The sequence below is a fragment of the Streptomyces aureocirculatus genome, from assembly GCF_000720475.1.
In the GTDB taxonomy this organism is placed as follows: Bacteria; Actinomycetota; Actinomycetes; order Streptomycetales; family Streptomycetaceae; genus Streptomyces; species Streptomyces aureocirculatus.
The window spans coordinates 82,988-96,214 of sequence record NZ_JOAP01000018.1; the positions used below are offsets into that span (position 1 = coordinate 82,988).

A 13,227-nucleotide genomic window follows, 5' to 3' on the forward strand; every position below is an offset into this window, starting at 1 on the left:
TGCCGGTTCTCGTATCGGAAAACCTGACGCGAGGTGTCAAGTTATTGCGCCAAGGTGTGATCCGACAGCAAGATCGCGCAAGGGAGACCCCGTGGACAGCAGCGCCCGCACCGCCAAGACACTCGCCCTCCGGCCCGGTGACGCCGGGTACGACGACGAACTCGCCGGTTTCCAGACCGGGTTCACCCAGCGCCCGGACGTGGTCTTCGCGGCCGCCGGCACCGACGATGTCGTCGCGGCCGTGTCGTACGCCGCCGAGGCCGGTCTGCCCATCGGCGTGCAGGCCACCGGGCACGGACTCCCGGACGCCTCGCGGGGCGGCGTACTGATCAGCACCCGCCGCCTGGACGAGGTCGCGGTGGACCCGGTGGCGCGCACCGTGCGGGTCGGGGCGGGCGTGCGCTGGGGGCAGGTCGTCGCGGCCGCTGCGGAGCACGGGCTCGCCCCACTGAACGGCTCGGCTCCTTCCGTGGGCGCCGTCTCGTACACCTTGGGCGGCGGGCTCGGCGTTCTGGCGCGCGAGTTCGGGTACGCGGCCGACCAGGTGCGCTCCGTGGTGCTGGTCACCGCGGATGGCGCCGTGCGGCACGTGACGGCCGACAGTGACCCGGAGCTGTTCTGGGGGCTCCTCGGCGGCGGCGCGAACCTGGGTGTGGTGACGGGCCTGACGTTCGGCCTTGTCCCCGTGGCGCGGCTCTACGGGGGCGCGCTCGCCTTCGACGGGCGCGAGGTCGAACCGGCGGCGATCCTGCGTGCGTACGTGGAGTGGACCGGGAACCTGCCCGACGAGGTGACGTCGTCCCTCTCCGCGCTCGTCTACCCCGATCTGCCGATGCTCCCGGAGTCCCTGCGCGGGCGTTATCTGGTGACCGTGCGCGTCGCGTACACCGGCAGCGCGGCGGAGGGCGAGCGGCTCGTGGCCCCGCTGCGCGCGCTCGGCCCGGCCGCCTCCGACTCCCTGCGCGAGATGCCGTACACCGACAGCCACACCATCCACAGCGACCCCGACTTCCCGCACGCGTACTACGGGGAGAGCCGCATGCTGGACGGCCTCGACACCGCGGGGCTCGAACAGATCCTCGCCCGCACCGGGCCCGCCGCGGAGCGGATGCACGTGGTGCAGCTCAACCACCTGGGCGGCGCCCTCACTCGCCCCGCCGACAACGCCGTGCCGCACCGGGACGCGCGCTGGCTGCTGCGGATCCTGTCCCCGCTGGACGGCACGGACCGCGAGACCCTGCGGGAGTTCTACGCGCGGACGCTGACCGGCGTACGGCAGCACGTCGTCGGGCGGTCCCTGAACTTCACCTTCGCGAGCGGCGACCGTACGGAGGGTCTGTACGACGCCACAACGCGCGAGAGGCTCGCCGGGCTGAAGGCCTCGTACGACCCGGCGAACCTCTTCAGGCGGAACTACAGCGTCAGTTAGCTGTCCGGTACGCCTCCCGCTGTGCGGTGTGTGCGTACGTCAGTGCTTCTCGTCGGAGCCGTCGATGAGCTTCCACGCCAGCGGCAGCACACCCATCGCGAGCGCCGCCTTGAGCGCGTCACCGATGAGGAACGGCGTGAGCCCGGCCGCGACCGCCTCCGTCAGGGACATGCCGGTGGCCGCGGCCAGGTACGGCACGCCGACGGCGTAGATGATCGCGGAGCCGAGCGCCATCGTGCCCGCCATCCGCGCCACGTTCCGGTCGGCGCCGCGGCGGGCGAGCGCGCCCACCACGACGGCGGCGAGCATCATGCCGAAGACATAACCGAGGCTCGGCGCGCCCATACCCGCCTTGCCCTGCGCGAACCAGGGCATGCCCGCCATGCCGACGATCGCGTACACGGCGAGCGAGGCCGCGCCGCGGTAGGCGCCGAGGGAGGTGCCGACGAGCAGGGCCGCGAACGTCTGGCCCGTCACGGGCACCGGGGAGCCGGGGACCGGGACGGCGATCTGGGCGGCGACACCCGTGAGCGCGGCACCGCCGAGCACGAGCGCGGCGTCCTTCACGCGGGAGGCGGGCAGGAGGTCGGCCAGGACCTGGCCCGGACGGGATATGGCGGCTGTGCTCATCGGGACTCCGTGATTCTTCGGGCCTGGCAGGGGGCAAGGCGTGGCGGCGGGCGAGCGGGACGCTGTGACCTTATCCCCGGGACCGGTGGCGTTTCAGGAGGTGCCGGTGACAAAGCGAGCGACCCGACGTTGGTGGGCTTCGCACAAAGGGCTCGGGCCACACCTGGGTGGGCGTGACGCTCGTCACTGAGGTCAGCGAGGCAGGGGCCCAGGTTGCCCGCCGGGGTATTCAGCGGTGACACTGTAGATTCTCACCAAACTCCTGCGCACCGAGAGCCGACTGAACGTGAAGCACGACTCCAGGCCGTCCCGGTCGGCGGTGCCCTCCGGCGCGAGTGCCGGGCCCCTCGGCGAGGGTCCCGAGCCGTCGGGCGCGGGGCCCGAACCTCTCGGTGCGGGTCCCGAACCCCTCGGCGGCGGGCTCAAGCAGCGCCATCTGACGATGCTGGGCCTCGGCGGTGTGATCGGTGCCGGGCTCTTCGTGGGGTCGGGGGCGGGGGTCGCCGTGGCCGGGCCCGGGATCGTCCTCTCCTATCTGATCGCGGGCGCGCTCGCGATGTGCGTGATGCGGATGCTCGGCGAGATGTCCGCCGCGATGCCGGCCTCCGGCGCCTTCTCCGTGCACGCCGAGCGCGCCCTCGGACGGTGGGCGGGCTTCTCGGTCGGGTGGCTCTACTGGTTCCTGCTCGTCGTGGTGCTCGCCGTGGAGGCGACGGGTGCGGCGCGCATCGCGAACGACTGGGCGCCCGGTGTGCCGCAGTGGGCGTGGGTGCTCGTCTTCATGGTGGTCTTCACCGGCGCCAACCTCGCCGCGGTGAAGAACTTCGGCGAGTTCGAGTTCTGGTTCGCCGCCCTGAAGATCTTCGCGATCGTCGCCTTCCTCGTGCTCGGCCTGCTCGCGATCCTCGGCGTACTGCCCGACACGGACCCGGTGGGTCTCACCCATCTCACGGGCGACGGCGGCTTCCTGCCGCACGGCTGGGGCGGAGTCGTCTCCGGCGTGGTCGTGGTCCTCTTCGCCTTCGGCGGTCTGGAGATCGTGACGATCGCGGCGGCGGAGTCCGACGATCCGGTGCGCTCGGTGGCACGGGCGGTGCGCAGCGCGGTGTACCGCATCCTCTTCTTTTATGTGGGCTCGATGCTCGTCATCGTGACGGTCCTTCCATGGACGGCACAGCAGGCCGGTATCAGCCCTTATGTCACGGTTCTGGACTCCATCGGCGTCCCGTCGGCCGGGACGCTCATGAACATCGTGGTGTTCGTGGCGCTCCTTTCGTCCCTGAACGCCAACCTGTACGGCTCCTCGCGGATGGTCTTCTCCCTCGCCGAGCGCGGGGAGGCGCCGAAGGGTCTCCTGAAGGTGTCGGACGGCGGGGTGCCGCGGCGTGCGGTGCTCGCCTCGGTGGCGTTCGGTTTCGTGTCCGTGCTGCTGAATCTGAAGTGGCCCGAGTCCGTCTTCCTCTATCTGCTCAACTCCGTCGGCGCGGCACTCCTCTTCGTCTGGGCCCTGATCGCGCTGTCCCAACTGCGGCTGCGGCGGCGCATCGAGCGTGCGGCGCCCGAGACCCTGACGCTGCGGATGTGGTTCTTCCCTTGGCTGACCTGGGCGGCGCTCGCGGGGATGGCCGTGGTGGTGGTGCTCATGCTCCGGGACGACGGGGCGCGGCCGCAGTTGCTCTGGTCGGCCGGTGCCTCGGCCCTGGTGGTCGCGGTGGCCTGGGTGCGGGAGTGGCGCAACGGACGCTCGCCGCACGCTTCTGACGCGTAAGTGCTCGCGAAGTGAAGCTTTCTTCACCTTGTGTGAGCGTCGTGTCCGTATATCGGTCTACTGTTCCCTGTGAGCGGTGCCAGTGCTCACACTGTGGGCCGCTCCCCCGTGCTCACACAGTGGGCCGGTCCGCGTGCCCACCCTGTGGGCCGCCCCCCGCTCAGCTACCCCGTCTCAGCTACTGAACAGGGCACGCCCATGTCTCGGACGTCCGTGCAGGACGCACCACCCCAGGCCGACCCTCCGCTCGGACACGGTCTCAAGCAGCGCCATCTGTCGATGATCGCCCTCGGCGGCGTGATCGGCGCCGGGCTCTTCGTGGGCTCCGGGACCGCCATCGCCGCGGCCGGACCCTCGATCATCCTGGCCTACACGATCTCCGGCGCCCTGGTCATGCTCGTCATGCGCATGCTCGGCGAGATGTCCGCCGCCAACCCGGCCTCCGGGTCCTTCTCCGTGCACGCCGAGCGTGCGCTCGGCCCGTGGGCGGGGTTCACCGCCGGCTGGTCGTTCTGGTTCCTGATGTGCGTCGCCGTCGGCCTTGAGGGCATCGGCGCCGCGAAGATCGTGCATGGCTGGGTGCCCGGCGTTCCCGAGTGGGCCTGGGTGGCGCTGTTCATGCTGGCCTTCTGTGCCACGAACCTCGCCGCCGTGAAGAACTTCGGCGAGTTCGAGTTCTGGTTCGCCGCCCTGAAGGTGGGCGCGATCGTCCTCTTCCTGGGCATCGGCGTACTCGCCATCCTGGGCTGGCTGCCCGACACGGACGCGCCCGGCATGACCAATCTGACCGGGCACGGCGGATTCATGCCCAACGGTGTGGACGGACTGATCGTCGGCCTGCTCGCCTCGGTGTTCGCGTACGGCGGCCTGGAGACGGTCACCATCGCCGCGGCCGAGTCCGAACACCCCGTCCAGGGCGTGGCCAAGGCCGTGCGCACGGCGATGTGGCGGATCGCCCTCTTCTACGTGGGCTCCATGGCCGTCGTCGTGACCCTGCTGCCGTGGACGAAGGAGGAGGTCGCGGCCAAGGGCCCGTACGTCGCCACGCTCGACCACCTCGGTATCGACGGCGCCGGCCAGATCATGAACGTGGTCGTCCTGATCGCCCTGCTGTCCGCGATGAACGCCAACATCTACGGCGCCTCGCGCATGGCCAACTCCCTGGTGCAGCGCGGCCAGGGCCCGAAGGCGCTCGGCCGCCTCTTCGGCGGCGTGCCGCGCATAGCCGTCCTGACCTCGTCCGTCTTCGGCTTCCTCTGTGTGCTGCTCAGCTACTGGCGCCCCGACGACATCTTCCAGTGGCTGCTCAACACCATCGGCGCGATCATCCTCGTCGTGTGGTTCTTCATCGCGGCCGCACAGTTGAAGCTGCGCACCGTCCTGGAGCGCGAGGCGCCGGAGAAGCTCGTCGTGAAGATGTGGTTCTTCCCCTGGCTCACTTATGTGGCCCTGGCCGGCATGGCCACGGTGTTCGTCCTGATGGCCCGCGAGTCCGAGACACGCACCCAACTGCTCTACACGGGCGGTCTGACCGTGCTCCTCATGGTGATCGGCTACGCCCGCCAGAAGGTCATGGAGAACCGCGGCACCGGCTCACCCGCCTAGCGCCGTCCGGCCCCGTCCGACGGCACCCCGAAGGCCCCGCTCCCCCCTGTGGAGCGGGGCCTTCGGCCGTCGGCGCCCGGCTCCCGTGCGTCCCACGCCCTAGGACCAGTCGTCAAACTCCCTCCTGCCCCGCGACGCCATGCACGCCCTCTCGCCGCACCGGGCACAGCCCCAAGTACGTCCAGTACGAGGGCCTGCACCCGGCACGCCGAGAGCACGCGCCTGACGCCGCAGGGCCGCCCTCCGGGCGACGGAGGGAGCTTGACGACAGGCCCTAGGACCAAGGGCTGATCAACTTCACCGTACTCCTGCTGCTAGCCTGCATCTGCACATAGGTCGCAATAAGAGGTGCGAGGCGGCGCCGCGCGACACGGCGCGGCACAGCACGCAGAGCACGTCGGAGGGCTAGATCATGGCCATTTACACGCTTCCTGAACTTCCGTACGACTACGCGGCGCTCGAGCCGGTGATCAACCCGCAGATCATCGAGCTCCACCACGACAAGCACCACGCCGCGTACGTGAAGGGCGCGAACGACACCCTGGAGCAGTTGGCGGAGGCCCGCGACAAGGAGTCGTGGGGCGCCATCAACGGGCTGGAGAAGAACCTCGCGTTCCACCTCTCCGGCCACATCCTGCACTCCATCTACTGGCACAACATGAACAGCCCGAAGGACGGCGGCGGCGGCGAGCCGACGGCCGCCGACGGTGTCGGTGAGCTGGCGGACGCCATCACCGAGTCCTTCGGTTCCTTCGCCAAGTTCAAGGCCCAGCTCACCAAGGCCTCGGCGACGACGCAGGGCTCCGGCTGGGGCGTGCTCGCCTACGAGCCGCTCAGCAACCGCCTGATCGTCGAGCAGATCTACGACCACCAGGGCAACGTGGGCCAGGGCTCCACCCCGATCCTGGTGTTCGACGCCTGGGAGCACGCCTTCTATCTGCAGTACAAGAACCAGAAGGTGGACTTCATCGAGGCCATGTGGGAGGTCGTGAACTGGCAGGACGTGGCCAAGCGCTACGAGGCCGCCAAGCAGCGCGTGAACAGCCTGCTGCTCGCTCCCTGACATCCGCGGGCCACGCCCGCGTGCGACGTCCTGCCTCGTGATCGTCTTCTCACCCTTCACGCAGGCAGGCGGATGAAGGAAAGGCCCCCGCGAGGACGTGACTCGCGGGGGCCTTTCGGTATGCCGGGTTCCGGCCGAAGGTACGTGCATGACGAAGGACGAGTACTGCTGGACGTGCGACGCCCACGAGCCGCACCGGAAACTGGACGGGCCCGAGCAGAGCTGGCTCAAGAAGCGCCTGGGCCGGGTGAGCGTGAACGAGTTCCTCGTGTGTCTGGCGCCCAACTGCCGCAACCTGCGCACCGGCTCCAACAAGAAACCCTTCCCCGAGGCCGTGCGGCTCCCGGACCGCGGCTGAGACTCACCGGACCGCGGCTGAGACTCAGTCGAAGATCGGGTCCTGTGTGCGCGTGCGCTTGATCTCGTAGAAGCCCGGTGTGGCGGCCACGAGGAGGGTGCCGTCCCACAGGCGGGCCGCGGCCTCGCCCTTGGGGGCCGGGGTGACCACGGGGCCGAAGAAGGCGACCTCCTCGCCGTCGGGTCCCGGCACCGCGATGACCGGGGTGCCGACCTCCTGGCCGACCTTCTCGATGCCTTCCTTGTGGGAGGCGCGCAGGGCGGCCTCGTAGGGCGTGTCGTCCCAGTGGTCAAGGAGCGACGCGGGCAGCCCGACCTCCTTCAGGGCACCGGCCACTGCCTCCTTCGTGGGGCCCTCGCCCCGGTTGTGGACGCGGGTGCCGATGGCCGTGTAGAGGTCGCCGAGCACCTGGGCGCCGTGCTCCTCCTGGGCCGCGATGACGACGCGGACGGGACCCCAGGCGTGCTTCTCCAGCCACTCGCGGTACTCGTCGGGGAGTTCGTCCAGCTTGTCCTCGTTCAGGACGGCGAGGCTCATCAGGTGCCAGCGGACCTCGATGTCGCGGAGCTTCTCCACTTCCCTGACCCAGCGCGATGTCATCCAGGCCCATGGGCACGACGGGTCGAACCAGAAATCGACCGGGGTCCTGCCGCTCGTGGTGTTCTCAGCCATGTCTCTCCCTAAGGAATGTGTTCGAGGACTGGCCGAGAAACGTCGGGGGTGGGCCGGGGCATTCCCGGATGTCCGCCGTTCGGGACGCATGCGAGGATCTGAGTCATTGAGAATTCGGACGTCGGTGTCAGACGTCAGTGTCATGCGAGCCACAAGGGAGTGCCGCCCGTGCCCGGTGAGAATCTGTCCCGTGACGAGGCCCAGGAGCGGGCCGCGCTGCTGTCCGTCGACGGGTACGAGGTCTTCCTCGACCTGCGCTCGGCGGTGGGCGAGAGCAACGGCGACGAAGGCGCCCCGCGCACATTCAGGTCGGTGACCACCCTCCGCTTCCGCTGCTCCGAGCCGGGGGCCGCCAGCTTCGCCGACCTGATCGCACCGAGCGTCACGGCCGTGTCCCTGAACGGCAAGGACCTGGACCCCTCCGAGGTCTTCGACGGCGCCCGCATCACCCTTGAGGACCTCCGCGAGGAGAACGAGCTCGTGGTGGACGCCCAGTGCGCCTACAGCCGCACGGGCGAGGGCATGCACCGCTTCGTCGACCCCGAGGACGGCGAGGTCTATCTCTACACGCAGTACGAGCCCGCGGACTCCCGGCGCGTCTTCGCCAACTTCGAGCAGCCCGACCTGAAGGCACCCTTCCGCTTCTCCGCGCAGGCGCCGGAGGGCTGGACGGTGTGGAGCAACGGCGTGGGGGAACTGTCCGACGGCTGCTGGCAATTCGCCGAGACCAAGCCCATCTCGACATACATCACGGCGGTCGTCGCGGGCCCCTACCACTATGTGGAGGATTCCTACGAGCGCGTCCTCGACGACGGCACCCGCCTGGAGATCCCGCTCGGCGCGATGTGCCGCAAGGGCCTCGCCAAGCACTTCGACGCCGACGACATCTTCCTCGTCACCAAGCAGGGCCTGGACTTCTTCCACGACAACTTCGACTACCCGTACCCCTTCGGGAAGTACGACCAGGCCTTCGTCCCCGAGTACAACCTCGGCGCGATGGAGAACCCCGGCTGTGTCACGTTCCGCGAGGAGTTCATCTTCCGCGGCCGCGTGACCCAGGCGTCGTACGAGCGCCGGGCCAACGTCATCCTGCACGAGATGGCGCACATGTGGTTCGGCGACCTCGTCACCATGCGGTGGTGGGACGACCTGTGGCTGAAGGAGTCCTTCGCCGACTTCATGGGGTCCTTCTCCATGGTCGAGGCGACGCGTTTCAGCAGCGGCTGGATCACCTTCGCCAACAACCGCAAGGCCTGGGCCTACCGCGCGGACCAGCTCCCCTCCACCCACCCCGTCACGGCCGACATCCGCGACCTGGAGGACGCCAAGCTCAACTTCGACGGGATCACGTACGCCAAGGGCGCCTCGGTCCTCAAGCAGCTCGTGGCGTACGCGGGCCGGGACGCCTTCCTGGAGGGCGCCCGCCGCTACTTCAAGCGGCACGCGTACGGCAACACCCGCCTCGGCGACCTGCTTTCCGTCCTGGAGGAGACCAGTGGCCGCGACATGACGACCTGGTCGCGGGCGTGGCTGCAGACGGCGGGCGTCAACTCCCTGACCCCGCAGGTGACCCTGAACGCCGACGGACGCGTCACCGAGCTCGCCGTGCTCCAGGAGGCCGCCGCGTCAGCCGCGTCCGAGGACGCGGCCGAGTCGCTCGGCGAGCTGCGTCCGCACCGCGTGGCCGTCGGCCTGTACCACCGCGGCGAGGGCGGCGCCCTCGTGCGGTACGCCCGCGCGGAGGTGGACGTCGAGGGTCCGCGGACCACGGTCGCCGAGCTTGCCGGGGTCGAGGCGCCGGAGCTGGTCCTGGTCAACGACGACGACCTGACGTACTGCAAGATCCGCTTCGACGAGACCTCCCTCGCCACGCTCCGCGCCCACCTGGGCGACATCACGGACCCGCTGGCCCGCGCCCTGTGCTGGTCGGCGCTGTGGAACCTCACGCGGGACGCGCTCATGCCCGCCCGGGACTTCATCGGCCTGGTCCTGCGCTTCGCCGGCCAGGAGTCCGACATCGGCGTCCTGCAGATGCTGCACGCCTGGGCGAACTCCGCGAGGACGCACTACGCCGCCCCCGACTGGCGTGCGGAGGGCGGCAGGCTGCTCGCCGAGGGTGCCCTGCGGGAGCTGCGGCTCGCCGAGCCGGGCAGCCAGCACCAGCTCACGTGGGCGCGCTTCTTCACCTCGGTGGCGTCGTCGGCGGCCGACCTCCAGCTCCTGCGGGGCTTCCTCGACGGCACGGCCAGGATCGACGGCCTCGAAGTCGATCAGGAGCTGCGCTGGACGTTCCTCGGCTCGCTCGCGTCCCGCGGGGCGGCGGACGAGCAGGCGCTCGCCACCGAACTGGCCCGTGACGACACCGCGTCCGGCAAGCGGCATCAGGTCCGCTGCCTGGCCGCGCGGCCGTCCGCCGCGGTGAAGGCGCAGGCCTGGGCCTGTGTGGTGGAGTCCGACAAGCTGTCCAACGCGCTGGTGGAGGCGACCATCGCGGGCTTCCAGCAGCCCTCCCAGGCCGAGCTGACCGCGCCGTACGCGGCGCGGTACTTCGAGGTGATCGAGCGGGTGTGGGCCGAGCGGTCCATCCAGATCGGCATGGACGTGGTGCGGGGTCTCTTCCCGCATCTGCAGGACAGCCCGGAGACGCTGGCGGCGACGGACGCGTGGCTCGGCTCGCACGAGCAGGCGCCGCCCGCGCTGCGGCGGCTTGTCCTGGAGTCGCGGGACGATCTGGCGCGGGCGCTGCGGGCGCAGCACTGTGATGGGGCCTCGGGCCCGGTGTAGGGGGTAGGTCGTGTGGGCCAAGGGGTCGCCGCCCCCTTGGCCCACCGCTCATCGCGCTGCGCGCTCGTCCTCGAACGCCGGACGGGCCGAAATGCCCCTGGCCACCGGAGGGGCTCAGCCGATCTCGGCGCCGTAGTGGGCCAGGGCCTCGGTGACCGGGGCGAAGAAGGTCTGGCCACCGCTGGTGCAGTCGCCGGTGCCGCCGGAGGTCAGGCCGAGGGCGTCGCGGTCGGCGAACATGGCGCCGCCGCTGTCGCCCGGCTCGGCGCAGACGTCGGTCTGGATCAGGCCGTGCACGGTGCCCTGCGGGTAGGTGACGGAGGCGTTCAGGGCCTGGACGGATCCGTCGTGGAGCTGGGTCGTGCTCCCGCTGCGCTGCACCTGCTCACCGACGACGGCCTCGCGGGCGCCGGTGATCTCCTGGGCGCTGCCGTTGTAGAGGTTGACCTCGCTCGGGTGCGGCACATCGGCGGTGTACTCCACGATGGCGTCGTCACTGCCGGGGAAACGGTAGTCGTCGACCACGCCGATGACGGGGCCGCCCTTGGTCTCGGACCAGATCCGGCCGGCGAGGGCGGCGCAGTGTCCCGCGGTGAGGAAGTACGGCTCGCCGTCCTTGACGACGTTGAAGCCGAGCGAGCAGCGGCTGTCACCGCTGTAGATGGCGTCGCCGCCGCGGATGAGGGGCCGGAACGTGCCCGCGGCGCGCTTGAGCACGGCCTTGCCGTCCTGGGCGGCGACGTGCCGCTTCAGTTGGTTCAGGGCCGCGCCCCCGACCGTGCTGTCGGCGGTGACGACGACCTTGTTGAGTACCGGGTTCACCCCGCGTGCGGTGCCGGGGACGGCGCGCTCGCCGAGACTTCGCTGCACGGCGTTCAACTGGGCCTGGGAGTGCTTGACGTGCCGGGGCTCGGCGCCGGCGTCGCGGACCCGGTCGGCCTCGTCGTCGTCGAGGACGTTGACGACGAGCTTCTTGCCCGGGGTGTCGTAGTAGGCGCCCGCCGTCCTGGCGGGGTCGGCGGTCAGGGTGCGCGCGAGTTTGCTCGCCGAGGACGAGGTGAGGGTGGCCGGGGCGGGAGCGGGGTCGGCGGCGCTGGTGTTCGCCGCCGTCAGAGGGCCGGCGACCAGCGCGGCGACTCCGACTCCGATGAGGGTCAGGCGGCGCCTGCTCGCTCGTTGAGTGCTCACTCAGTACCTCCATGGGGGGTTGGGCCGCTCAAGTGGGGGGGGCGGCCTGGGGAGTTACCGAAGCTTGGCGCGGTGCACGGTCGGGGGTCACTCGACCACATCGCGTCCATGCCAAGCGTCGCGCCGAGTATGACAATACTGACCTTTACCCACAAGAGAGCACTATTCGCCTGAAGGCGCCCCCTGTTCACTCCCCACGCCCCCCGAACCCACTCTTTTCGGCTCTCGAACGCCCGTACTTTAGGACGGGGTTGTCCGGTTTTGTCGACGAGACGGTAACAGCGGTTAGCGGCCCGAGCGGGCGCGGGAATGGCCCCGTCATGAACCACAACACCCCGCTTCACCCCCGCCCTCTGCGCCACCTCACCACCGCCCAGCGGCGCGTCATGAGCACCGCCCAACTGCGCGAGCACGGCGTGTCCGGCACCGAGACCTCCGCGCGGTGCCGGCCTGAAGGGCCCTGGCAGCAGTTCCTGCCCGGCGTCGTCCTGCTCCACCCCGGCCCTGCGACCAGCGAGGAACGGCTGCACGGTGTGCTCCTGTTCGCCGGCAGGCCCCCGGCCGATGAGGTCGGAGGCGTCCCCGCGCAGCCCGGGCCCGGCGAACCGCACGCGGTGTACGCGGACGCGATGATCACGGGGCTCGCCGCACTGGCGCTGCACCGGTTCTCCTCCGCGCCGCCGCTGCCCTCCCTGGACCGCATCGACGTCCTGGTGCCCCGCACCCGGCGGTTGCGCTCCAGCGGCTGCGCCCGGCTCGTACGTACGCATGCGCTGCCCACTCCGCAACAGATCACCGGACTCCCGGTCGCGCCGGTGGAACGGGCGCTCGCCGACGCGGTGGCCCTGCTCTCCGACGCGGGCGCGGTACGGCGGCTGCTCACCGAGGCGGTGCGCGGCGGGCACTGCGAACCCGCGTCCGCGGTACGGGAGTTGAACGCCGCGCGGCTCCTCACCCGGCCGCACGTGGTGGACGCGGTGGACACCCTGCTCGCCGAGGGTCGGGCGATCGCGGAGGACCGTCTTTACGCGCTGGTCCGTGAGTACGGGTTGCCCGACCCGCTGTGGAACGTCGACCTCCGGTTGCCCGGCGGACCGCACCTCGGCGGCGTCGACGCGTACTGGCCCGCGCACGCCGTCGCCGTCGATCTTGACACCAGGGCGCCTCGCCAGGGCGAGGACGACTCGGGGTGGTCCCTCATGGAGCGGAGCAGGGAGTTCGGCGAGTGGTCCGAGTACGCCCGCAAGCGCGAGCACTTGGAGCGCCTCGGGGTCACCGTCGTCCACATCACCCCGAAGAAGCTCCGCGACACCGCCGAGCAGCAGGCCACGGTCGTACGGACGGCCCTGATGGCGGCCGCCGACCGGGAGCCCGCGGCGTACCTCGTGGTGCTGCCCAGATAGCGGCTGCGGCACGCTCGCCCGGGGTGACCTGCGCGCCCGGCGCAGGTCGCGCGGCGTGCTCGCGGCAGGGGGGCGCGCAGGCGCACCCGCGGACGGCGCGGGTGCGCCCGACGCGCGCGCCCACCCCACCGCGCTTCGACTCCCCGCCGACTTGGCCCTGCGGGGCGCGTTCGCGTGACGCGGGGGGGCGGTTGCTTTCCGCCACGGGGGGCCGACTGCTCCCTGCCGCGGGTGCGGCGGCCGTTCCCTGCCACGCGCCGCGGCTGCTCCCCGGTGGGCGTGGCGGCTACCGCCGTGCGTCGCCGCTTCCGCCGCGCGCCGCGGGCA

At 70.7% G+C, this 13,227-nt stretch carries 10 protein-coding genes; 7 read left to right on the forward strand and 3 right to left on the reverse strand.

Annotated features, from left to right (window positions below; all coding sequences use genetic code 11):
* Positions 1-91 precede the first annotated feature (91 nt).
* Entirely contained in the window at positions 92-1,429 is a 1,338-nt protein-coding gene (locus IG78_RS0117465; RefSeq protein WP_037685684.1) for an FAD-binding oxidoreductase, read from the forward strand.
* A gap of 39 nt (positions 1,430-1,468) precedes the next feature.
* Here IG78_RS0117465 and IG78_RS0117470 read toward each other — a convergent pair whose 3' ends face one another.
* Complete coding sequence (locus tag IG78_RS0117470) at positions 1,469-2,059, reverse strand: biotin transporter BioY (RefSeq protein WP_030564106.1); 591 nt, start codon at positions 2,057-2,059, stop codon at positions 1,469-1,471.
* A gap of 286 nt (positions 2,060-2,345) precedes the next feature.
* On the opposite strand from IG78_RS0117470, the gene IG78_RS0117475 reads away from it, so the two are divergent.
* The 4 genes from IG78_RS0117475 to IG78_RS0117490 all read left to right on the forward strand — a co-directional run bounded on the left by IG78_RS0117475 (position 2,346) and on the right by IG78_RS0117490 (position 6,853).
* A complete protein-coding gene (locus IG78_RS0117475; protein ID WP_030564108.1) occupies positions 2,346-3,827 on the forward strand; it encodes an amino acid permease in 1,482 nt (493 codons plus the stop codon).
* A 198-nt stretch (positions 3,828-4,025) separates the two neighbouring features.
* Entirely contained in the window at positions 4,026-5,432 is a 1,407-nt protein-coding gene (locus tag IG78_RS0117480) for an amino acid permease (protein WP_037685685.1), read from the forward strand.
* Positions 5,433-5,844: 412 nt separating this feature from the next.
* Positions 5,845-6,495: a superoxide dismutase gene (locus tag IG78_RS0117485; RefSeq protein ID WP_030362517.1), complete on the forward strand. Its 651-nt coding sequence runs from the start codon at positions 5,845-5,847 to the stop codon at positions 6,493-6,495.
* A 148-nt stretch (positions 6,496-6,643) separates the two neighbouring features.
* Positions 6,644-6,853, forward strand: a complete 210-nt coding sequence (locus tag IG78_RS0117490; RefSeq protein ID WP_030564113.1) for a hypothetical protein — start codon at positions 6,644-6,646, stop codon at positions 6,851-6,853.
* Positions 6,854-6,877: 24 nt separating this feature from the next.
* Here IG78_RS0117490 and IG78_RS0117495 read toward each other — a convergent pair whose 3' ends face one another.
* A complete protein-coding gene (locus tag IG78_RS0117495; protein WP_030564115.1) occupies positions 6,878-7,525 on the reverse strand; it encodes a mycothiol-dependent nitroreductase Rv2466c family protein in 648 nt (215 codons plus the stop codon).
* A 168-nt stretch (positions 7,526-7,693) separates the two neighbouring features.
* On the opposite strand from IG78_RS0117495, the gene pepN reads away from it, so the two are divergent.
* Complete coding sequence (gene pepN, locus IG78_RS0117500) at positions 7,694-10,309, forward strand: aminopeptidase N (protein WP_030564117.1); 2,616 nt, start codon at positions 7,694-7,696, stop codon at positions 10,307-10,309.
* Between the two features lie 114 nt (positions 10,310-10,423).
* Here the strand turns inward: pepN and IG78_RS0117505 are convergent, their stop codons facing one another.
* Complete coding sequence (locus tag IG78_RS0117505; protein WP_030564119.1) at positions 10,424-11,497, reverse strand: S1 family peptidase; 1,074 nt, start codon at positions 11,495-11,497, stop codon at positions 10,424-10,426.
* Between the two features lie 320 nt (positions 11,498-11,817).
* Between IG78_RS0117505 and IG78_RS0117510 the strand changes: the two genes are divergently transcribed.
* Positions 11,818-12,900: a hypothetical protein gene (locus IG78_RS0117510; RefSeq protein ID WP_030564129.1), complete on the forward strand. Its 1,083-nt coding sequence runs from the start codon at positions 11,818-11,820 to the stop codon at positions 12,898-12,900.
* Positions 12,901-13,227 lie beyond the last annotated feature (327 nt).